This is a genomic window from Actinomyces ihuae, assembly GCF_001457875.1.
Classification (GTDB): Bacteria; Actinomycetota; Actinomycetes; order Actinomycetales; family Actinomycetaceae; genus Pauljensenia; species Pauljensenia radingae_A.
In genome coordinates, this window is sequence record NZ_CZPX01000003.1 from 1 (window position 1) to 22,442 (window position 22,442).

Here is a 22,442-nt window from a genome sequence, read left to right on the forward strand (position 1 = left end):
GCCTGTCTCCAGGCCTGTACCCCACCCCCAACTCACGGTTGATTGCGGCAGTGTCTTACTCTCCCACGACCCCCCGGTCGCAGTACCATCAGCGCAAAGGCGGCTTAGCTTCCGGGTTCGGAAAGGAGCCGGGCGTTTCCCGCCTGCCATGAGCCACCGCAAAAAATGTCACCCACCCACCGTATGTGGGTTGAGTGTGTACCGCACAGTGATTGCAAGCACCACACCCCAAACACAGGGTGCACGTGTTTTCTCGCTTCGCCCCACACACTAGTGTGGAGTGTTGGTTTAGAATCGGCCCATTAGTACCAGTCGGCTCACAACACCTCACAATGCTTCCACCTCTGGCCTATCAACCCAGTCATCTACTGGGGACCTCCCACCCCCCAAAAAAGGGGGCACGGAAACCTCATCTCGAAGAAAGCTTCCCGCTTAGATGCTTTCAGCGGTTATCCCAACCGAACGTAGCCAACCAGCAATGCACCTGGCAGTACAACTGGCACACCAGAGGTTCGTCCATCCCGGTCCTCTCGTACTAGGGACGGGCCTTCATCAAGTTTCCAACGCGCGCAGCGGATAGGGACCGAACTGTCTCACGACGTTCTAAACCCAGCTCGCGTACCGCTTTAATGGGCGAACAGCCCAACCCTTGGGACCAACTCCAGCCCCAGGATGCGACGAGCCGACATCGAGGTGCCAAACCATGCCGTCGATATGGACTCTTGGGCAAGATCAGCCTGTTATCCCCGGGGTACCTTTTATCCGTTGAGCGACCACGCTTCCACAAGCCATGGCCGGATCACTAGTTCCTACTTTCGTACCTGCTCCACCCGTCAGTGTCACAGTCAAGCCCTCTTGTGCACTTACACTCACCACCTGATCACCAACCAGGCTGAGAGAACCTTTGAGCGCCTCCGTTACCCTTTAGGAGGCAACCGCCCCAGTTAAACTACCCACCAGGCACTGTCCCCAAACCCGATCAGGGCTCCAAGTTAGATGCATACTTGAACCAGAATGGTATTTCACCAACGACTCCACCACACCTAGCGGCACGGCATCACAGTCTCCCACCTATCCTACACAAGCACAAACACACACCAATACCAAGCTATAGTAAAGGTCCCGGGGTCTTTCCGTCCTGCTGCGCGAAACGAGCATCTTTACTCGTACTGCAATTTCACCGAGATCACGGTCGAGACAGCGGAGAAGTCGTTACGCCATTCGTGCAGGTCGGAACTTACCCGACAAGGAATTTCGCTACCTTAGGATGGTTATAGTTACCACCGCCGTTTACTGGGGCTTAAATTCAAACCTTCACCACAAAAAAGCAGTTAAGTCGTCCTCTTAACCTTCCAGCACCGGGCAGGCGTCAGTGCGTATACAGCGCCTTACGGCTTAGCACACACCTATGTTTTTAATAAACAGTCGCTTCTCCCAATTCTCTGCGACCCCAACCAGCACCACCCACGCACAGCAGGCACACCAGCAGGGCCCCCCTTATCCCAAAGTTACGGGGGCAATTTGCCGAATTCCTTAACCATGATTCACTCGCACGCCTCGGTATACTCTACCTGACCACCAGAGTCGGTTTAGGGTACGGGCGCTCATCTTCCTCACATCCAGGCTTTTCTCGGCAGTACAGGATCACCACTAGCCACCCCAACAGGCAGCCCCATCAGCCCTCACCCACGCGATCAAACGCAGCTTCCCGGATTTCACCCAAGAAACAGGCCACAACCTTAGACACACATAACCACCAGTGTGCAGCAACTACCTCCCTGCGTCACCCCAATGCTCACCACACACCCCACACCACACACAGCCACACTCAGCATCATCCCGAAAGACAACACCACGCACGGCAAGCACACGACGCGAAAGCATGCAGCGTTAGACGGAAAACAAACGGTACCAGAATATCAACTGGTCACCCATCGACTACGCCTGTCGGCCTCGCCTTAGGACCCGACTAACCCAGGGCGGACAAACCTGCCCCTGGAACCCTTAGTCAATCAGCGCGTAGGATTCTCACCCACGAAACGCTACTCATGCCTGCATTCTCACTCCCACCCCGTCCACCACCCATCACCAGGCAGCTTCACCCAGAGCAGGACGCTCCCCTACCCAAAAACAAAAAGTTATTGCCACGGCTTCGGCGGCACGCTTAAGCCCCGCTACATTATCGGCGCACAACCACTCGACCAGTGAGCTATTACGCACTCTTTCAAGGATGGCTGCTTCTAAGCCAACCTCCTGGCTGTCAACGCGACTCCACATCCTTTCCCACTCAGCGCACGCTTAGGGGCCTTAGCCGATGATCTGGGCTGTTTCCCTCTCGACCACGAAGCTTATCCCCCGCAGTCTCACTGCCACACCCACTTGAAATGGCATTCGGAGTTTAGCTGACGTCAGTAACCAACACGGCCCATCAACCAACCAGTAGCTCTACCTCCACCAAGCCCAGTGTGACGCTGCACCTAAATGCATTTCGGGGAGAACCAGCTATCACGGAGTTTGATTGGCCTTTCACCCCTACCCACAGTTCATCCCCCAGGTTTTCAACCCTGGTGGGTACGGGCCTCCACCACGTCTTACCATAGCTTCACCCTGACCATAGGTAGATCACCCCGCTTCGGGTCCACAACACGCGACACACGCCCAAAATTAAGACTCGCTTTCGCTACGCATCCCCCACACGGGTTAAGCACGCCACGCATCACTGACTCGCAGGCTCATTCTTCAAAAGGCACGCCATCACCCAACAAAAGCAGGCTCTGACGGCTTACAGGCACCCGGTTTCAGGCACTATTTCACTCCCCTCCCGGGGTACTTTTCACCATTCCCTCACGGTACTATGCACTATCGGTCACCAAAAAGTATTCAGGCTTACCAGGTGGTCCTGGCAGATTCACACGAGATTCCACGAGCCCCGCACTACTCGGGCACCCCTTTGGCACACACGCACACACACAGCTACACGACTATCACGCACTTCGGTCACCCATCCCAAGATGTTCACCACACGCACACGCACACACCCCCACCCCCGGCAGAAGATGAGAAAAAAGAGCCCCACAACCCCGCACACGCAACCCCCGCCGAGTCACACACGCACACGGTTTAGCCATCATCCGCTTTCGCTCACCACTACTGACGAAATATCTTCTCCTACGGGTACTAAGATGTTTCACTTCCCCGCGTTCCCCCTACCACCCTATGAATTCAGATGATAGTGACCAGGCACAACCCCAGCCAGGTTCCCCCATTCGGACACCCTCAGATCAACGCTCGCTCGCCAACTCCCCAAGGATTATCGCAGGCCGCCACGTCCTTCATCAGCTCTTGGTACCAAGGCATCCACCGAATGCCCACAAAAACTAAACACAACACAAACATGAAAACATGCAAAAACAACAAAACACAGAAAACACAATAAAGATGCTCACAACCACTATACAGTTCACAAACAACCCACCACACACCCAACCACCACAACAGCAGCCAGACGCAGGCAACACACACTTCCAAAACACACAGGAATTGAAAGAAAACCCGACAATGTGTCTGCTCCGCCAACACTTGCAACCCCACAACGCGCCCCACCCCAAAAAGAGCAGAAACAAACGCACAAACAGGGCTCCCTAGAAAGGAGGTGATCCAGCCGCACCTTCCGGTACGCCTACCTTGTTACGACTTCGTCCCAATCGCCAATCCCACCGTCACCTGCTCCCCCCAAAAAGGTTAAGCCACAAGCTTCGGGTGTTACCAACTTTCGTGACGTGACGGGCGGTGTGTACAAGGCCCGAGAACGTATTCACCGCAGCGTAGCTGATCTGCGATTACTAGCGACTCCACCTTCACGAGGTCGAATTGCAGACCCCGATCCGAACTGAGACAAGCTTTAAAGGATTCGCTCCACCTCACAGCATCGCAACCCTCTGTACCTGCCATTGTAGCATGCGTGAAGCCCAAGACATAAGGGGCATGATGATTTGACGTCATCCCCACCTTCCTCCGAGTTAACCCCGGCAGTCCCCCACGAGTCCCCACCATAACGCGCTGGCAACATAGGGCAAGGGTTGCGCTCGTTGCGGGACTTAACCCAACATCTCACGACACGAGCTGACGACAACCATGCACCACCTGCACACCCCCAACCAAATGCACACCTATCTCTAGGCGCTCAGGGCGCATGTCAAGCCTTGGTAAGGTTCTTCGCGTTGCATCGAATTAATCCGCATGCTCCGCCGCTTGTGCGGGCCCCCGTCAATTCCTTTGAGTTTTAGCCTTGCGGCCGTACTCCCCAGGCGGGGCACTTAAAGCGTTAGCTACGGCGCAGAAACCAAGGGCGGCCCCCACACCTAGTGCCCAACGTTTACAGCATGGACTACCAGGGTATCTAATCCTGTTCGCTCCCCACGCTTTCGCTCCTCAGCGTCAGTAACGGCCCAGAGACCCGCCTTCGCCACCGGTGTTCCTCCTGATATCTGCGCATTCCACCGCTACACCAGGAATTCCAATCTCCCCTACCGCACTCAAGCCTGCCCGTACCCACCGCACACCCCCAGTTAAGCCAGAGGATTACACGACAGGCGCGACAAACCGCCTACAAGCCCTTTACGCCCAATAAATCCGGACAACGCTCGCGCCCTACGTATTACCGCGGCTGCTGGCACGTAGTTAGCCGGCGCTTCTTTACCCGCTACACTCACCACTACCCAAATAGCGGCTTGCACACGAGCGAAAGAGGTTCACAACCCGAAGGCCTCCATCCCTCACGCGGCGTCGCTGCATCAAGGTTCCCCCCATTGTGCAAAATTCCCCACTGCTGCCTCCCGTAGGAGTCTGGGCCGTATCTCAGTCCCAATGTGACCGCCCACCCTCTCAGGCCGGCTACCCGTCAAAGCCTTGGTAAGCCATCACCCCACCAACAAGCTGATAAGCCGCGAGCCCATCTCCCTCCAGAAACCACAAAGGCCCCTTTCCCACACCCCCCATGCGGAAAGCGCAGAACATCCAGTATTAGCACCCATTTCTGAGCGTTATCCCAAAGAAAAAGGCAGGTTACTCACGTGTTACTCACCCGTTCGCCACTCTCACCACACAACCACAAAGGCCACGCAGATCCCGTTCGACTTGCATGTGTTAAGCACGCCGCCAGCGTTCGTCCTGAGCCAGGATCAAACTCTCCAAACAAAAAACAAAAACCATAATCTGCTCAGAAAACAACCACCCCACAACAGGGCAGCCAATCCCAACCAAAAAAAACTCAAAAAACAAAAACAAGCATCAACAAAACAAACACACTATCGAGTTCACAAACAACACCTACATACGGTCAAGAACTTTTAAGAAAGCCCTCTAGCGTAGTAAAACCACTAACACCAGAACCTCTCGGCTCCACCATCAGCGGCGAGAATTAAATATACTCACCTTGCCACTCGAGGTCAAACTTTGGCAGGGTGAGCATCGACACATTGAATCAAAAGCGCTTATTTCCAACGAAAACGACTCCTCCGGGTCGCGACCGTTCCACGGTCTCCACTCATAGTGAAGTGCGTGGAACATGCGGCGGCCGCCCTCGTCAATCCTGATGCACGATCAACGAAAGCGGCCACGCGCGCTTGCACTGTACTCAGCGAGTACCCAGGTGCTCCTGGTTCGGAATGTCCACGGTGGGAAGATCACGAACAGCCTGGCGAACCGCCTTGGACACGGCCACCGGCACGCGGTCATCAAAGACACCGGGAATGATGTAGCTGGGCGAAAGCTCGTCATCCGAAATGACGGATGCGATCGCCACGGCGGCAACCCTCAGGACTTCCGTCGTAATCTGGGAGACCTTCGCATCAAGCAACCCGCGGAACAGCCCTGGGAAAGCCAGCACGTTGTTGATCTGGTTAGCGTAATCGGAACGCCCCGTCGCAACGATGCGTGCGTATCGAGCGGCATCGAGCGGGTCAACCTCGGGTGTCGGGTTGGCAAGCGCGAAGACAATCGCGTCATCAGCCATCGTCGCCACATCTTCGCCGGTAATCAGGCCGCCGTGTGAGACACCGATAAACACATCAGCATCGCGCAGACCATCCTTAAGGTTGCCGGTTACCCGACGCGGGTTCGTATGCTCAGCAAGCCAGCGACGCGAAGCATGCATGCCTGCAACGTTATCCGCACACAGCGCTCCAGTGCGGCCATACCCCACGATATCCTTTGCTCCCTGAGCCATCAGGAGACGGATAATCGCTGACCCGGCGGCCCCCACACCCGACACAACGATGCGGACCTCGTCAATCTTCTTGTCCACCAGCTTGAGCGCATTGAGCAAAGCTGCCAGGACAACAATCGCGGTGCCGTGCTGATCGTCGTGGAAAACCGGAACATCAAGTTCCTCGCGCAGGCGTTCCTCAATCTCGAAGCAGCGAGGTGCTGAAATGTCCTCCAGGTTGATGCCCGCATAGGCCGGTGCGATCGCCTTGATAATCGAGATGATTTCCTCGGTGTCCTTTGTGTCGAGGACGACTGGCCACGCGTCCACACCACCGAACTGTTTGAACAGGACCGCCTTGCCCTCCATCACTGGAAGCGCAGCAGCAGGACCAATGTCTCCCAGCCCCAGCACAGCCGTCCCGTCTGAAACGACGGCCACCGTATTGGACTTCATGGTCAACAGGTGGGCTTTTTCCGGCATGTCGTGAATGGCAGTGCATACACGAGCCACACCCGGGGTATAGATGCGCGACAAGTCGTCGCGGTTACGCAGCGGGACGCGCGGAGCGATGGCGATTTTTCCGCCGATATGAGCGAGGAAGGTCTGGTCTGACACGGCTGCAGTATGAATGCCAGGCAGGGCGTCGAGGGTAGCTTCCACTTCGCGTCGATGGTTTGAATCACGCATATCGCAAGTCAGATCAATGGTCATATGGCCGCGATCTGAATCCGCGACATCGAATCCCTTCACCTGGGCACCTGTGGCGGTCACCGTATCGATGATGGTGGCGATGGACGCTTGTGATTCATCAAATTCAAGCCTGTAGGAGGCGGTATATGACGGAGAAGTACGCATACAAACAATCATTCCTCAAAAGCGTAATGTTCACGCGGTATGTCAGTTCGTTCGTTTTGTATCGTACAAGCCTTTCGGAACGACGGTGTTAACGATCGCACTATGTGGACATCTTCGCGCTCAACAGGCGAAGACTGATCGGCGCATCCACACACCCCAGCTCAGCGGCGCTGTCCGCAAACCCGATGAGTCAGCGCCTCACCTGCGCGGCAAACAGGCGGGACGACAATGACACGTCAAAACGTCTACGCGAGTACATGTCAAATGCCACCGCCATGAGCAGGACGAGGCCCTTAATCACCTGACTTCGGTCAGAAGGGACCCCCAATAGGAGAAGACCATTGTTGAGTACCGCCATCACCAGTCCTCCAAGTACAGCTCCCGTCACCGTTCCTACGCCCCCGGAAACTGCTGCGCCGCCAATAAAGACTGCAGCGATCGCATCGAGTTCCCACAGGGTGCCGTCCTGGGGACCGGCAGCTGTCGCTCGACCAGCAAACATCATTCCGGCCAACGCTGCAAGAACGCCCATGTTGACCATGACAGCGAATTGGACTGCGCGGGTATTAACGCCGGACAAGGCCGCGGCATGAGCATTTCCACCTACTGCATATACGTGCCGGCCGAACGCAGTGTGCTCAGTGAGCAGCACATATGCAAACACGAGGATGAGCAGGAGCAGCCCGGGAACGGGGAAAGCACTCGTCGAGGTGTCGCCTCCGAAAAGCCATGTCAGTGCTCCCACAGCGACCATGATGAGCGCACAGCGCACTGCAGGGATCCAGAGTTCAGCTTCAATGGCTCCGCGAACGACACGACGCCGATACCGACGAATCACATTGACGACCAAAACCGAGGCCGTTACCACACCGACCAGCAGCGTTGAATTATTCATCCCCGTCCATGACGGTCCCCATTGAGGCAGCGTTCCAGCGCCCAGAACCTGGAACTCACGAGGCAGCGGGAACGACAGTGAACGCGACTCCCACACAATCGCTCCCCGAAAGAGCATCATTCCTGCCAGTGTCACGATGAACCCCGGGATCCCTACACGCGAGATCCATATCCCGTTCCACACTCCGATCAGTCCACCTATCAGAAGTCCGCAGACAAGTCCGAGCCACCATGGCACGCCCATCCCTTCAAAAAGCAAGGCCACCGTCATCGAGACGAAGCCCGCAACAGATCCCACCGACAAGTCGATTTGGCCGATGACAATCACCATGAGCATCCCGATGGCAAGCACTAAAATATAGGCGTTACCGGCCAGTAGGTTGTATGCATTCTGCGCCGTCAGCATCCGTCCTGACGTAGCGATATTGAAGAACAACGTCAGAGCGATGAGCAAAGCGACCATGAGGTGTAGCTGCGTGTGCTCACCAAACAAGCGACGGTACAAGCTCATCGCGTCTCCTACCTGGGCGATACGCACCTTTGAGTTCTTCCGAAATGGATACTGCCATTTTCATCCTAAACGCTCGGCGCACTCTGTGACATGCGCGCCACGTTTCACAGCGATCCCGAGGTTTAGGCATCGTGGTTTGGTACCGTGATTACGTGAGTGTGACAAGTGGACCCGTGGGTTCCCAAGTATCCTTACGTGAAGCGAATTCAGCGCGCGTGATCGATACTGTGCAGCGCTATGGGCAGATCACACAAGTCGAACTTGCCAGCGCAACGGGACTGTCACCTGCAACGATTTCCAACATCGTCAAAGTACTTCAGTCGCAGGGAATAGTTGAAACACGCAACACCATCAGATCAGGTCGGCGTGCTCAGCTGGTGACGCTAGCCCGCGAAACCGGACTGGCAGCTGGCGTCTATATCGGCCGACGTGCGCTGCATATCACGATCTCGGATGCTACAGGACGTGCACGAACCGATCAGTCTCTACCTTTGCCAATAGATCATCGCGTTGACACGACCCTTGACCGGACCGCTTTGCTGATCCTGGAATTGACAGACAAAATTGGAGCCACTCTTGACGAACTGGTCGGCATCGGAGTTGCATTGCCGGCCCCTATTGACCCCTCGAACACCAAGATCACGATTCCCGGCATCATGCGCGATTGGGAAAACGTGGACGTGCGCGACGTGCTCTCGCGTCGCTTAGGAAGCGAAGTCGTTGTTGACAACGACGCGAATGTAGGTGCCCTCGCTGAAAGTCGCTACGGCGCACTCCGTGGGGCCGCCAACAGCATCTATGCACGGGTCTCTTACCAAACCGGCGCAGGCGTACTGATCAACCACCAGCTTTACCGCGGCGCCCACGGCACCGTCGGCGAAATAGGACATATTCAGGTCGCCCCTCATGGCCCCATTTGTCGCTGCGGCGCACGAGGGTGTCTGAACACAGTTGTCGGCGCCGACGCTTTGATCGATTCCCTTCGCTTCTCACGAGGCGACCTCACCTTGCGAGATGTCATTGCACTGGCCAACGACGGAGATGCCGGGTGCCGCCAGGCGATTTCAGATGCGGGAGCGACCCTCGGATCTGTATTGGCAGATCTGGCGACGTGGTCTGATCCGCAAGTAATCGCCATCGGAGGAGAACTGGCGCAAACTGGCGACATCCTCATCGACCCTATCCGCGATGCAGTCAACAACCGCCCCCTGCTTACTCAGGCAGGTATCCACGTCGTTCCCGCGCAGCTTGGACCGCGCTCAGAGGTGATCGGTGCTTTCGCCCTCGCCATGGACACGTTCGGCCATCGCTCCAGCCACGAGGAGATGTCATGAGAACATCCGCTCCGCTTCTGGAAATCAGCAACGTCAGCCGCTTCTTCGGCGGCGTCGAAGCGCTCGTCGACGTCTCCATGACAGTTCACCGACATGAGGTCGTGGCGCTCGTTGGCGATAATGCGGCAGGCAAATCAACGTTGGCACGGATGATTGCCGGAGTTTATCCTCCCTCACGTGGACGCATCGTGATCGACGGCGAACCTGTCACGATTTCGTCAACGTCGCATGCTCACCAGCTCGGCATCGCCACAGTGTTCCAGGAACTGGCACTGTGCGACAACCTCGATGTGACGGCCAATATTTTTCTCGGAAACGAAATGCGCACCTCGCACTTACTAGACGACGACGCGATGGACGCATTAGCCCGCGAGTATCTGGAATCGTTGAATTCGAGAATCCCCGATGTCCATACGCCGCTCTATCAATTGTCAGCAGGACAGCGTCAGTGTGTGGCGATCGCGCGCACACTGGTCGCACACCCGAAAATAGTCATCCTTGATGAGCCAACCGCTTCACTTTCTGTGACTCAAACGGCTGAGGTACTGACTTACATTGAGCATCTGAGGGATCTCGGGTTGGGCGTCATTTTCATTTCGCATAATCTCACGGACGTGCGTGCAACAGCTGATCGCGTCGAAGTCCTCCGTCACGGGCGCAACAACGGCTCGTTCAACGCCCGCTCCACCTCCTACGAAGACATCATTGCTGCCATGACCGGAGCAACACGTGTTCAGTCCCCCAGATAAGGGACGAGGGCGACCCACAGGCCGCCCTCGTCGATGACAGAACGTCTACTTGGCTGCGTTGACGAGCTCCATGCGGTGGGCGTCGTCCTTGTAGATCTCCTCCGCATTGTCCTGAGTAACAATCTGCGGAGTCAGCAGGAAGGACGTGACAGCATGACCTTCCATGGATTCATACTGTTCTTTGTCCACAGTCGCGCCGTCAACGGTTGGGTCAGCATTTCCCTGTGCTGCCTCCATAGCCAGCTGAATGGCGCCCTTGACCAGGAGACGAGTGTCCTTGAAGATCGTGGAATATTGCTTGCCCTGGACAACCCAGCCTACAGATTCGTCTTCAGAGTCCTGACCCGTCACTACTGGAACAGGTTTTCCAGCCTGCTCAACGGCGGTGATGATTGCGCGCGCCAGTGTGTCGTTGGGCGAGAGTACACCGTCGGGAACTTCATCCCCCTGATAGGTGGACGTCAGCAACGAAGACATGCGATCCTGCGCGTTATTGGGCTTCCACCCCTGAGTTGCGACCTTGGTGAAATCGTTTTGGCCAGATTTCACAACCAGGGTACCGTCATCGATCTTGGGCTGAAGCACTTCCATCGCACCGTTGAAGAATTTCAAGGAATTCGAATCGTCGGGCGAGCCGCCAAATAGTTCAATATCCCAGGGCGTGGGCGTACCCTTCGCCTCAAGTCCTTCCAGCAGTGCCTGGCCCTGCAGCTTACCAACACCGTAGTTGTCGTAGGCGATGTAGTAGTCCTCGTCCGTGGTATTCGTCAAGAGTCGGTCGTAGGCGATGACGGGGATGCCCGCCGACTTCGCCTGTTGAAGCTGTGTGCCCAGTTGGGACCCGTCGATAGCGCCAATCAACAGAACATCAACGCCGTTCTCAATCATTGCGGCAATCTGGTTCTGTTGTTCGGCGACACCGCCATTTGCGAATTGCAAGGTACACGTGATGCCTGCTTCGGCACAGTCATCTTTAAACATTTGCTCGGCTTCAACCCAGTTTTGGGACGTCTTTTGCGGCATAGCGATGCCCAACGAAATATCCCCACCGGCGCTTCCCGCCGATTCTCCTGACGCACCTGAGTCCGCAGCAACACCGGATTGATCCGAGGTGCCCCCGCCTCGTCCACCGCACGCACTCATAGCAAAGGCGAGGGTGGAAACTGCGCAGACCGTCGCAATTTTCTTGAGAGGTTTCATGTCTTCCTTCTTTCGATAAGTGAGTCTGTCAGTGAATGCTCGTCTGTGAGAATCCACGCGCGCTCGGAACGTTTGATCCACTCCAACCGCGTGAGTTTGCCGACAAGCATCTGTTTGGTTTCATGGATCAGGCAGGTGAACTGCCCGTAGGCGATTCTCCTTTCGTGACAGGATCGACCGATGTTTTTCCAGCGTCGTTACTGATTTGCATGAGGGCTGACTCGTCCGCTTCGTCAATGGTTGGCGAGCCGGCAGTTAATTTTGCCGGGCTGCTGCCAGGAGAATTCTCCGCCGATTCGATGGCTCGCCTGTTTCGTATCGCGTTTTGGAACGTACCGATCAGCGAGCGCTTGCCCTGACGCTTGGAGTAGACGTCAACTGCGACGGCCAGGAGCAGAACGAGTCCCTTAATGATCTGTGTCCAGTCAGAGCCCACGCCCAGCAGCTGAAGACCGTTGTTCAGAAATGCCATTACCAGAGCGCCTACCATCGTTCCACCGATAGTTCCAATTCCGCCCCACACGGATGCGCCGCCGATGAAGCAGGCTGCGATCGCATCGAGCTCCCACATATTTCCGTCCTGAGGCCCCGATGAGGTGGATCGGCCGATAAACACCATCGCTGCGATAGCGGCTAGAACGGAGGAGGTACACATGACAGCGAAATTCGTGCGTTTGACGCGGATGCCTGTCAAAGCTGCTGCAGCACGGTTGCCACCAATCGCATAGACGGACCGTCCGATGATTGTGCGTGTCGAAATAAAGTGGAAAATGATGACAAGGACAACCACGATGAGTCCTGGTATCGGGAACGACGTGCCTGGCCTGCCTGTAGCGAAGAGCCACATCACGCCCAGGATGGCACCGCCTACGACGACAAGACGCACAATCGGTACCCACAGTGGCGGCACATCTGACTGGGCCCGGAGGCTCTTGCGCCGACGGTTAAATTCGCCCCATGCCAGCGCGGCGACGATCAGAACAGCAAGGACCATCGTCGGCAAGTTAAAGGCTAAGACATCTGGAGCAATATCGGGCATATAGCCCGCGCCAAGGGTCTGGAAAAGCTCAGGGACAGGTACTGTCATGGATTTCCCAATGAACTGGTTGGCGCCTCTGAACAGCATCATGCCCGCCAGGGTTGTGATGAACGCCGGGATTCCCCATTGGGCTACCCAGAAACCCTGCCAGCATCCCACGAGGATGCCAACGCCCAGTCCTACCAGCAAGCCGACAACAGGCGGCAACCCGGATTCAGTCGTCAATTTGGCAACGATGATGCCAACGAAGGCTGCTACCGATCCCACCGACAAATCAATATGCCCGGCAATGATGACCAGTACCATCCCCATCGCCAGGATCAGCACGTATGCGTTGCCCATGATCAGGTTCATGAGGTTCTGTGATTGCAGGACTTTGCCGCCCGTAAAGACCTGGAAAAACACGACGATCACCAGTAGCGCTGCGATCATCGCAAATTGTCGAAAATCGCCCCCGAAAAGAGCGCGAAAATTCTTTTTCATAGTGTGTCCTTTTCTCCTGCTACGCGGACTGGGGTGTTGTTGATGAGGTCATGAGGTGCATGAGTGTTTCCTGGTCTGCCTGATCCGACGGCATCTCGCCGGTGATCTGACCTTCGAAAATCGTGTAGATTCGGTCGGTGATTCCCAAAAGTTCGGGCAATTCAGAAGAGATGACGATCACAGCTTTTCCTGCAGCGGCGAGTTGCTGAATGAAGGTGTAAATCTCATACTTGGCGCCCACATCAATCCCACGGGTTGGCTCGTCGAGGATCATGACGTCGGCGTCAGTGAACATCCACTTCGCTAAAACCACTTTTTGCTGGTTCCCGCCGGACAGCGTGCCGACCCCTGTCATGACAGATGGGGTCTTGATTTGCAATTCTTTACGATATTGCTCGGCTGCCATGACCCCTTCGTCAATATTCATGATCCCGTTATGGGTGATTTTTTCCGGGCGTGCCGAGATAACGGACTCGTATATAACGTCCAGCAGGTTCAATCCGAGGGTCTTGCGGTCTTCAGGCAAGTAAGCCAGTCCCGCTTCGATGGCGCGAGGTACGGTATCAGCCTTAACTGGCTGGTGGTCGATCTTCATACTGCCCGATTCCCACACTCCGTAAGATCGGCCGAAAATGGAGCGCGCCAGCTCAGTCCTCCCGGCACCCATCAGGCCCGCAAAGCCGACCACTTCCCCTGCCCTGACATAGAAACTCGATCCCTTGCATACCCATCGATCTGCGGCGACAGGGTGGCGAACCCACCAGTCATCCACTTCAAATCGAATGTCACCGGGGTGCGATTCACGTTCGGGGAAGCGGCGGTCAAGCGGACGCCCAACCATGAGACGAATGATGTGATCCTCGTCGATCGGTGAATTCTGTGCGTCAATGTATCCCACGGTTTTCCCATCACGAATGACCGTGACTGAATCAGCGATTTGGGCGATTTCGTCGAGCTTATGCGAGATCATGATCATGGTGATTCCACGACCGCGCTGCTTGCGCATGAGCTCCAGTAGATGTGCTGATTCTTCCTCATTCAGCGCAGAGGTCGGCTCATCCAGAATCAGCAGTCGGACGTCCTTGGCAAGAGCTTTCGCGATTTCAACGAGCTGCTGCTTGCCGACCCCGATGTTCGAAATCAGCTCATCCGGCGACTCGTCCAGTCCAACCTCCGCCAGGTATCGGGCTGCCCGCAGTCGTGTCTGGTGCCAGTCAATTCCGAAACTGCTGCGAACCTCATTTCCCAGGAACATGTTCTCCGCTATCGACAATGTCGGGATGAGAGCAAGTTCCTGGTGAATGATGACGATTCCGGTTCTTTCAGAGTCGCGAATTGTCGCGAACCTCATTTCCTCACCGTTGTATACAACCTGGCCGTCGTAGGTGCCGTGGGGATGCACACCGGACAGAACTTTCATCAATGTGGATTTACCTGCGCCGTTTTCCCCGCAAATTGCGTGAATCTCGCCGCGACGCACTCTTAGATTGACATCGTCGAGTGCGATGACTCCGGGGAACGCCTTGGTGATGTGCTTCATCTCCAGGAGCGTGTCTTGTGCTTCATCGATCATTCGTTCTCCAGTGAACTGATGGACTGTGATGCCGCGAGCTGCAATGCCCTCAGGCACCACCACAATACACGCCAGTTTCACTTCATGAAGTCAATTTACGCATTTGTGTTTAACTTTTAAATCCAAATATTGTCGCCGCGCACATATGGTGGAATGTCAGCAGAGACCACCGCGTCTCTTCCCTTCATTACAGTAGCCGCTAACGCAAGAAGGTGGCGGCAGAGCCTGCCAGCTCCGCCGCCACCTCACATTCCCACTCCAGGGGCTGAAATCGGTCGGGTTTTACTCCTCGACACCCACCATTTCCATGATGAGTTCACGCACGCGCGCAGCGTCGGCCTGGCCTCGAGTCGCCTTCATCACTGCTCCGACCAGGGCGCCAGCGGCCTTCACTTTGCCACCCTTGATCTTCTCAACGACGTCGGGATTGGCGTCAAGTGCTTCCTGAACGGCAGACGTCAGTGCGCCCTCGTCACTGACCACCTCAAGGCCACGCGCCTGCACGACCTGCTCGGGATCGCCCTCGCCGGCCAGGACACCTTCGAGGACCTGGCGGGCAAGCTTATCGGTCAGGCGTCCATCGTCAACGAGCTTCTGAAGCTGCGCAATCTGCTCGGGTGCGACCGTCAGATCCTCCAACGCAACCTCATTTTGCTTCGCCGTGCGTGCCAGCTCACCCATCCACCACTTGCGTGCAGCGGCAGGTGAGGCACCGGCCTCAACAGTGCTTTCGATCAGCTCAAGCGCTCCGGCATTGACGACGTCGCGCATTTCCTTATCCGAATAAGACCACTCGGTGCGCAGGCGCCGACGCTTCGCTACCGGCAATTCAGGCAGCTCGGCGCGCAACTGCTCGACCCATTCGCGCGACGGAGCAAGCGGAACCAGGTCTGGTTCAGGGAAGTAGCGGTAGTCTTCCGCATCAGACTTCTCGCGGCCTGACGAGGTCGACCCGTCCTCCTCGTGGAAGTGGCGCGTTTCCTGGATGACTGTGCCTCCCGCCGACAGGATCGCAGCGTGGCGCTGAATTTCGAATCGGACAGCGCGCTCGATACCGCGGAAAGAGTTCACGTTCTTCGTCTCTGAGCGCGTGCCAAGCGGCGCATCGGGGCTGGGACGCAGCGACACGTTAATGTCGGCGCGCACGTTTCCGCGTTCCATTCGAGCTTCCGAGACTTCCAGCGTGCGGAAAATGTCACGCAGTGAGCGCACGTATGCTGCGGCAACCTCCGGAGCGCGTTCGCCGGCGCCTTCGATTGGACGCGTGACGATCTCAACCAGGGGCACGCCGGCGCGGTTGTAGTCCACCAGCGAGTGGTCGGCACCGTGGATACGGCCGTCCGCGCCGCCGACGTGGGTGTTCTTGCCAGCGTCTTCTTCCATGTGAGCACGTTCGATGGTGACGCGGAACATTTCGCCGTCTTCGAGTTCGACGTCGACATAACCGTCGTGCGCGATCGGCTCATCGTACTGCGAAGTCTGGAATGCCTTCGTCAGATCCGGGTAGAAGTAGTTCTTTCGGGCAAAACGGCAGTACTCCGCGATTTCACAGTTCAGTGCCAGGCCAATCTTGATGGCGTATTCAACAGCCTTGTGGTTGACGACCGGCAAGGAACCTGGCAATCCGAGGGACACTGGCGTAACAAAGGTGTTCGGGTCGCCACCGAACGCGTTGGGCGCAGCGTCAAACATCTTGGTCTTCGTGCCCAGCTCGACGTGAACCTCGATACCGAGAACAGGGTCGAACTGTTTGACCGCGTCTTCATAATCCATGAGGTCTTCCATCATTCGCTCACCTTCCAGTCGGCAGCCGGGCATCTGCCCGCAACATCATCGCTGAGCAGTTCAACAAGCGCTGCCACCTCGTACATCTTCTGATCATGACGTGCCGGTGCAATCACCTGGAATCCGACGGGCAGATTCTGTTCGGTCACGGCATTCGGAATCGTCATTGCGGGGACGCCTGCAAGGTTGGCCGGAATGGTGGCAATGTCGTTGAGGTACATCGCCATCGGGTCGTTGATCTTTCCACCCATCTCGAAGGCGACGGTCGGCGCGGTCGGCGAGACGAGGACGTCGACCTGTTCGAAGACGCGCGCAAAATCGCGCTGCACGAGGGTGCGGACTTTCTGCGCGGATCCATAATACGCGTCGTAGTAACCGGCCGACAGGACGTGAGTGCCCAGAATGATGCGGCGTTTGACCTCATCACCGAAACCAGCCTCGCGGGTAGCAGCCATGACGCGTTCGGCTGTGACATTACCTTCGGCGGGTTCAACACGGATGCCGTAGCGCATGCCGTCAAAACGTGCCAGGTTCGAGGATGCCTCGGCCGGCATGATCAGGTAGTAGGCCGCGAGCGCGTATGCAAAGCTCGGGCAGGACACTTCGATGACTTCAGCGCCTGCGTTCTTGAGGGCCTCCACACTGGCGTTGAACGCGTCGAGCACCGCGGGTTCATACCCCTCGCCGGACAGTTCCGTCACGACGCCGATCTTCAGTCCGGCAATGCTGCCACGGTCTGCCACGGCGCGCACACTGTCAGCAAGGGGCGGCACCGGGTCAGTCAAGGATGTGGAATCGTGTGGGTCGTGACCACCGATGAGTTCCTGCAAGGCGGCAGCGTCCGCAACTGTGCGGGTGACAGGCCCGATCTGATCGAGCGACGAGGCCATCGCAACCAGACCGTAACGTGAAACCGCACCGTAGGTGGGCTTTGCCCCCACAGTTCCCGTCACTGCACCTGGCTGACGGATCGACCCGCCAGTATCGGAGCCGAGGGCGAGCGGCACCATGAACGCTGAGACAGCGGCAGCTGACCCGCCGCCGGATCCGCCGGGGATACGGCCAAGATCCCACGGGTTTCCTGTTGCGCCATATGCGGAGTGCTCAGTTGAGGATCCCATGGCAAATTCGTCCATGTTGGTCTTGCCGACGATCGGCAGGCCGGCCTCGTGAATCTTTTCGACGACAGTTGCGTCGTACGGTGGCAGCCATCCCTCGAGGATCCTGGAGGCACAGGTGGTGGGCATGCCACGTACGACCATGTTGTCTTTCACTGCGATGGGGACGCCTGCAAGGCGATGGAGCTTCTCCCCCGCTGCGCGGCGCTCGTCAACGCGACGAGCTGTTTCGAGGGCACCCTCGCGGTCAATATGCAGGAAGGCGTTGACGTGTTCATTCAGAGCGTCGATCCGGTCCAGGCATGCTGTCGTCAGTTCAACGGATGTGATCTGACCTGCCTCGAGCATGTCGGCGAGTTCGAGTGCGGATTTCTTGAGCAGGTCGTTCATCAGTCCTCCTCGAGAATCTGCGGGACGAGGAACATTCCGCGGTCCTGAGCCGGTGCCTGCGCCAGAACCTCATCACGGTCGAGGGTGGGGCCGACTTCGTCTTCGCGCCACACATTCGCCAACGGAATGGGGTGCGACGTTGCGGGAACGTCAGGGGTGGCAACTTCGGACACTTGTGCAACGGATGTAGCGATGACGTCAAGTTCACCGGCGAAGCGCTCGATTTCTTCTTGCGTCAGCGCAATCCTGGCCAGCCCGGCGACGCGGGCGACTTCTTCAGTACTGATGCGTGACATGGTGCCAATTCTATGTGGCACGAAGCAGATATTCGACCCAGCGGGCCCGAAGGCACGTGTCTGACATGTATAAGTTCTCAAATTGTCGGGAAGGAATTAGGCTAACGGCATGGCAGTTGCACGGAAGTGGCGTTTAAACCACCAGACGGGGTGGAAGATTCTCAAAGGTGTCGGTATCGGGCTGCTCGTTGCGCAAGCTGCTGCCGTCGTCACGGTTCATGCCGTTGACCGAGTCCGAATCGCACGTATTCCCGGTGGCCGTCACGGCTTCCCCACTTTGCCCCCCAGCGATGTCCAAATCGATTCGAACGTTGTGCGAACCTACACCGAGGGCGAGTCGCTTTATACCGACATGCTGGACGCGATCAACGAGGCTCGTGAGTCGATTTGCTTTGAGACCTACATCTGGGCGGCCGACGAGATTGGACGCGCCTTCAAGGATGCACTCTATGCCGCTGCTGATCGAGGCGTTCAGGTCTACATCGTTTACGACGGTTTCGGAGTGCTGAATCAGAATCCACTGTTCAAGATTTTCCCCAGGCACCCGAACCTGTTCCACCGGCGTATCCCTGAGATTCGTTCGGGCCTGTTCACGCTTAATTTGCGCAAGACAGGGCGTGATCACCGCAAGATTCTCGTCACCGACGGGAAGTACGGCTTCGTTGGTGGTTACAACATTGGTGAGCGTTTCGGCATCGAATGGCGAGATACTCACGTCCGTATCACCGGTCCGGCGGTGATGGAGTTGGCGGACGGGTTCGCTGAATTCTGGAATCATTTCAAGCGGCCGTGGCAGCCGGCTCTACCTGACGGCGGGGTTAAGGACTGGTTCCCACCCATCAGTGCCGAATTCAATCTGCCCTCACGATTACTGTTCCCCGTGCGGGGCCTGTACCTGGATGCCATTGACCGCGCGCGTGACCAGATCCTGATCACCACTGCTTACTTCATTCCCGATAAGGAAATTTTGCACAACCTGGTTGCGGCTGCGCAGCGAGGCGTGCGCGTGAAGGTGCTGATCCCTGAATATTCCAACCACATCATGGCGGACTGGGTTGCGCGCCCCTACTACGGAGAGCTGCTGCGCAACGGTATTGAAATCTGGCTGTATCAGCACGCCATGATCCACTCCAAGACCATGACGATTGATTCGCACTGGTCAACGATTGGTACTGCCAACATCGATCGCCTGTCGATGCAGGGCAATTTTGAAGTCAATCTGCAGTTCCGTTCCACCGCTTTGGCAGAGCGCATGGAAGAGATCTTCGCCAAAGACCTCACGACGTCCAGGCAGCTGACGCTAGAAGAGTGGGAGAGACGAGGCCTGCCCACCCGCATCATTGAGCGGCTCCTCCACCCCTTCGAGTGGGTCGTCTGAGTCGACTGAAGCAGCGTGTGCCTCGTCAGCCTGCGCGTCAGTTTCTTCGAGGACACTCATACCGCGTGCCAGCAGTTCGTCGAAGCGGGACTGGTCAAGAATCGGGACGCCGAGTTCTTCGGCTTTCGCCACTTTTGACCCGGCCCCAGGGCCTGCCACAACCAGTGACGTTTTCTTGCTGACCGAGCTGGTTGCCTGCCCGCCCCGATCCGTGATGGCTTCCTTCGCGCTGTCACGCGTGTACCCTTCCACCGATCCGGAGACGACGATCGTCAGTCCTTCCAGCGTGGCTGCGTGAGTGGATGCGGATCCACCCTCGTCACTGTCGTGCATGCGCACCCCTGAGGCTGCCCACCGGCGCACAATCTCCTGATTGTCAGGCTGTGCGAACCAGTCACCAATCGCGCGCGCAATGATCGGGCCTACCCCGTCGATTGCGCTGAGTTGTTCTTCACTGGCCGAGGAAATCGCCTCCATCGAGGGCATTGCCGCTGTCAGTTTCCTGGCGACCGTGGGGCCGACGTGGCGAATCGACAGTGCAACCAGCACGCGCCACAGTGGCTGAGTGCGTGCCTGCCTGTCCATGAGTTCGAGCATCTGCGTCAGCGTGTCACGAGGGCGAGACTCAGCCGGTTCGCGGAACTTGATCTTCACCTTGTTTTCTGACCGCGTCCTGGTGACCCACGGCTGTGTCCAGAAGAAGTGGACGTACGCCCAGTCCTCGCTGGAAGGTACCTGGCGCCAGATCATCACATCTTTCACATCATCGGCGGTGAGCGTAAAGATTTCGCTTTCAGAGGTGACAACCGGGTCCTGAGCGGATGGCAGCATCGCATTTGCCGCTTCCATCTGCTCACCGTGACTTAAGTGGTCAACGTCGGTGAGCACAATGTGCGTGCCGTCTTCGAGCACGACTCGATGCCCCGCAATCAGCGCCGCCGCGACCTCGTCACGATGGTTCTCAGGCTGCGTCAGCGCGAGGGCGGCCTCAGCCCCCAGATGCTCGATGTCCAATGCGGACCGTGACGCAATATGTTCAATGCGTTCAGTCAGCTGCGCCGGGCACAGCGCGCGATTCAGACAGCGCAGGTCCGCATCGCCTTCAGACTCGGCCCTGAGCGTACTGCCGCACGACGGGCACTCGGTCGGCATGACGAATTCCCGCTCAGTTCCATCCCGTTCGTCCACCACCGGTCCAACAATTTCAGGGATGACATCTCCCGCTTTGCGCACAATCACCAGGTCACCGATCAACACTCCCTTGCGCGCCACCTCGCCCGCGTTGTGCAGTGTCGCTCTCTGCACATGCGAGCCGGACACGAACACCTTATCCATCACCGCGTAGGGCGTGACGCGACCCGTGCGTCCAACCTGGACGTGGATGTCGAGCAGGCGCGTCGTGACTTCCTGAGGTGGGAACTTGTAGGCAATTGCCCATCGCGGCACGCGCGAGGTGGCCCCCATCTGACGCTGAAGCCCCTGATCGTCAACTTTGATCACGACGCCGTCGATCTCATGATCCAGTCCGGCACGCTGATCACCCAGCTCGTCAATGCGTTGAGCAATCTCGTCATAGGAATGCACCAGCCGCGTGTGAGGCGACACCGGGATTCCCCACTGTTGGAACAGCTCGTACCAGCCGAACAGGTGTGTAGGGGCGGTGAAAGACTCACCAGCCTCGATAGCGCCAATGCCGTGCGCCAACAGAGCGAGCGAGCGCTGCGCAGTGATCGCCGGATCTTTTTGCCGTAGTGATCCGGCTGCAGCGTTGCGTGGGTTGGCAAAAGGTGCCGGAGGCTTGTGGGGCTGACGACTCAGTTCTCCAGCACGATACTGCTCAAGTTTTTCCGCGTACTCGTTGTGCGCGCGAGCGCGCTGCTCGTTAATCTGCGCAAAGTCTTCCAACGGCATGTAGATCTCGCCGCGAATTTCCACCATTTCAGGGTGCGGACCGCCGGACAGGACATGCGGAATGGATGAAATAGTGCGCACATTCGCGGTCACATCTTCACCCACGCGCCCATCACCCCTGGTTGCCGCCTGGATGAGGAACCCGTTTCGATACAGCAGCGACACTGCCAGGCCGTCGATTTTAACTTCCGTCGTCATCGCGGTACTCGCAGAGCCAACCTCGTCAATCGTGCGCTGCCACCACGAGCGCAGTTCGTCCAGCGAGAAGACGTCCTCGAGCGACATCATGGGTTCTGCATGCTCGACCGGCGCGAATGCTTCGCTGCGTGTGCCACCGACCGTGGCCGTAGGCGAGTCAGGTCCTGATAGCTGCGGGTAGGTGCGCTCTATGTCCTCCAGCTGGCGGAAGAGGGTGTCGTAGTCCGCGTCGCTCAGTTGAGGCGCATCCTTGTCGTAGTAGTCGTGGCGTGCCTGCTCGATCCGTTCAACCAGGTCGACCCACTGCTCGCGTGCCGACGGTGGGACGCTCTGATCGGACTGGGAGCTCTGCGAGATGCTGGGCGGCTGAGCTGCGGGGGTGCCCGCGGTGGCGGCATGCTGATCTTCCATACGACTATTGTTCCACTGTTCGCGTTCCGGCTGGTCGACGAGGGCGACCTGTGGATGTCTGGGCGCGAATTGCGCGAATCGACGTAGGTGCTGTGGAGGGCGACTGTTA

The 22,442-nt window shown here is 57.3% G+C and carries 12 protein-coding genes and 3 rRNA genes; 3 read left to right on the forward strand and 12 right to left on the reverse strand.

Annotated features, from left to right (window positions below):
* Positions 1–42: 42 nt before the first annotated feature.
* The 5 genes from rrf to BN3002_RS00055 all read right to left on the reverse strand — a co-directional run bounded on the left by rrf (position 43) and on the right by BN3002_RS00055 (position 8,468).
* A 5S ribosomal RNA gene (rrf, locus tag BN3002_RS00035) occupies positions 43–161 on the reverse strand.
* A gap of 122 nt (positions 162–283) precedes the next feature.
* Positions 284–3,384, reverse strand: a 23S ribosomal RNA gene (locus tag BN3002_RS00040).
* A 261-nt stretch (positions 3,385–3,645) separates the two neighbouring features.
* Positions 3,646–5,196: ribosomal RNA gene (locus tag BN3002_RS00045) — 16S ribosomal RNA — on the reverse strand.
* The 16S, 23S and 5S rRNA genes sit together here, the layout of an rRNA operon.
* 439 nt (positions 5,197–5,635) lie before the next feature.
* Entirely contained in the window at positions 5,636–7,063 is a 1,428-nt protein-coding gene (locus tag BN3002_RS00050) for an NAD(P)-dependent malic enzyme (protein ID WP_058236034.1), read from the reverse strand.
* Between the two features lie 190 nt (positions 7,064–7,253).
* Positions 7,254–8,468 carry an ABC transporter permease subunit gene (locus BN3002_RS00055; RefSeq protein WP_058236035.1) on the reverse strand — a complete coding sequence of 405 codons (1,215 nt, stop codon included), beginning with the start codon at positions 8,466–8,468 and terminating at the stop codon, positions 7,254–7,256.
* A gap of 173 nt (positions 8,469–8,641) precedes the next feature.
* Here BN3002_RS00055 and BN3002_RS00060 point away from each other — a divergent pair, with 173 nt between their 5' ends.
* Together BN3002_RS00060 and BN3002_RS00065 are read left to right on the forward strand one after the other, a co-directional pair.
* Complete coding sequence (locus BN3002_RS00060) at positions 8,642–9,802, forward strand: ROK family transcriptional regulator (protein ID WP_227469152.1); 1,161 nt, start codon at positions 8,642–8,644, stop codon at positions 9,800–9,802.
* A complete protein-coding gene (locus tag BN3002_RS00065) occupies positions 9,799–10,551 on the forward strand; it encodes an ATP-binding cassette domain-containing protein (RefSeq protein ID WP_058236036.1) in 753 nt (250 codons plus the stop codon). The genes BN3002_RS00060 and BN3002_RS00065 overlap by 4 nt, the downstream gene beginning before the upstream one ends.
* 45 nt (positions 10,552–10,596) lie before the next feature.
* Here the strand turns inward: BN3002_RS00065 and BN3002_RS00070 are convergent, their stop codons facing one another.
* From BN3002_RS00070 to gatC, 6 genes are all read right to left on the reverse strand, one after another.
* Positions 10,597–11,751, reverse strand: coding sequence for a substrate-binding domain-containing protein (locus tag BN3002_RS00070; protein ID WP_058236037.1), 1,155 nt, complete (start codon positions 11,749–11,751; stop codon positions 10,597–10,599).
* Positions 11,752–11,878: 127 nt separating this feature from the next.
* Positions 11,879–13,273 carry an ABC transporter permease subunit gene (locus tag BN3002_RS00075; protein WP_082628447.1) on the reverse strand — a complete coding sequence of 465 codons (1,395 nt, stop codon included), beginning with the start codon at positions 13,271–13,273 and terminating at the stop codon, positions 11,879–11,881.
* A gap of 19 nt (positions 13,274–13,292) precedes the next feature.
* Positions 13,293–14,846, reverse strand: a complete 1,554-nt coding sequence (locus BN3002_RS00080) for an ATP-binding cassette domain-containing protein (protein WP_058236222.1) — start codon at positions 14,844–14,846, stop codon at positions 13,293–13,295.
* A 282-nt stretch (positions 14,847–15,128) separates the two neighbouring features.
* A complete protein-coding gene (gene gatB, locus BN3002_RS00085) occupies positions 15,129–16,631 on the reverse strand; it encodes an Asp-tRNA(Asn)/Glu-tRNA(Gln) amidotransferase subunit GatB (RefSeq protein WP_058236223.1) in 1,503 nt (500 codons plus the stop codon).
* Positions 16,631–18,139 (reverse strand): Asp-tRNA(Asn)/Glu-tRNA(Gln) amidotransferase subunit GatA, encoded by a 1,509-nt coding sequence (gatA, locus tag BN3002_RS00090; RefSeq protein WP_058236038.1) that lies wholly within the window; start codon positions 18,137–18,139, stop codon positions 16,631–16,633. The genes gatB and gatA overlap by 1 nt, the downstream gene beginning before the upstream one ends.
* Positions 18,139–18,435 carry an Asp-tRNA(Asn)/Glu-tRNA(Gln) amidotransferase subunit GatC gene (gene gatC / locus BN3002_RS00095; RefSeq protein WP_058236039.1) on the reverse strand — a complete coding sequence of 99 codons (297 nt, stop codon included), beginning with the start codon at positions 18,433–18,435 and terminating at the stop codon, positions 18,139–18,141. The genes gatA and gatC overlap by 1 nt, the downstream gene beginning before the upstream one ends.
* A 109-nt stretch (positions 18,436–18,544) precedes the next feature.
* Here gatC and BN3002_RS00100 point away from each other — a divergent pair, with 109 nt between their 5' ends.
* On the forward strand, positions 18,545–19,813 hold the full coding sequence (locus tag BN3002_RS00100; protein WP_058236040.1) for a phospholipase D-like domain-containing protein: 1,269 nt from the start codon (positions 18,545–18,547) through the stop codon (positions 19,811–19,813).
* On the opposite strand, the gene ligA is transcribed toward BN3002_RS00100, so the two are convergent.
* A complete protein-coding gene (gene ligA, locus BN3002_RS00105) occupies positions 19,736–22,333 on the reverse strand; it encodes an NAD-dependent DNA ligase LigA (protein ID WP_070725625.1) in 2,598 nt (865 codons plus the stop codon). The two genes, BN3002_RS00100 and ligA, sit on opposite strands and share 78 nt — an antisense overlap.
* Positions 22,334–22,442 lie beyond the last annotated feature (109 nt).

Excerpts from the sequence above, each read along its gene's own strand:
- BN3002_RS00055 (WP_058236035.1), bottom strand. The coding sequence starts at position 8,468 with ATGAGCTTGTACCGTCGCTTGTTTGGTGAGCACACGCAGCTACACCTC.
- BN3002_RS00070 (WP_058236037.1), bottom strand. The coding sequence starts at position 11,751 with ATGAAACCTCTCAAGAAAATTGCGACGGTCTGCGCAGTTTCCACCCTC.
- gatC (WP_058236039.1), bottom strand. The coding sequence starts at position 18,435 with ATGTCACGCATCAGTACTGAAGAAGTCGCCCGCGTCGCCGGGCTGGCC.
- gatA (WP_058236038.1), bottom strand. The coding sequence starts at position 18,139 with ATGAACGACCTGCTCAAGAAATCCGCACTCGAACTCGCCGACATGCTC.
- BN3002_RS00050 (WP_058236034.1), bottom strand. The coding sequence starts at position 7,063 with ATGCGTACTTCTCCGTCATATACCGCCTCCTACAGGCTTGAATTTGAT.
- BN3002_RS00075 (WP_082628447.1), bottom strand. The coding sequence starts at position 13,273 with ATGAAAAAGAATTTTCGCGCTCTTTTCGGGGGCGATTTTCGACAATTT.
- BN3002_RS00065 (WP_058236036.1), top strand. The coding sequence starts at position 9,799 with ATGAGAACATCCGCTCCGCTTCTGGAAATCAGCAACGTCAGCCGCTTC.
- gatB (WP_058236223.1), bottom strand. The coding sequence starts at position 16,631 with ATGGAAGACCTCATGGATTATGAAGACGCGGTCAAACAGTTCGACCCT.
- BN3002_RS00080 (WP_058236222.1), bottom strand. The coding sequence starts at position 14,846 with ATGATCGATGAAGCACAAGACACGCTCCTGGAGATGAAGCACATCACC.
- ligA (WP_070725625.1), bottom strand. The coding sequence starts at position 22,333 with ATGGAAGATCAGCATGCCGCCACCGCGGGCACCCCCGCAGCTCAGCCG.
- BN3002_RS00100 (WP_058236040.1), top strand. The coding sequence starts at position 18,545 with ATGGCAGTTGCACGGAAGTGGCGTTTAAACCACCAGACGGGGTGGAAG.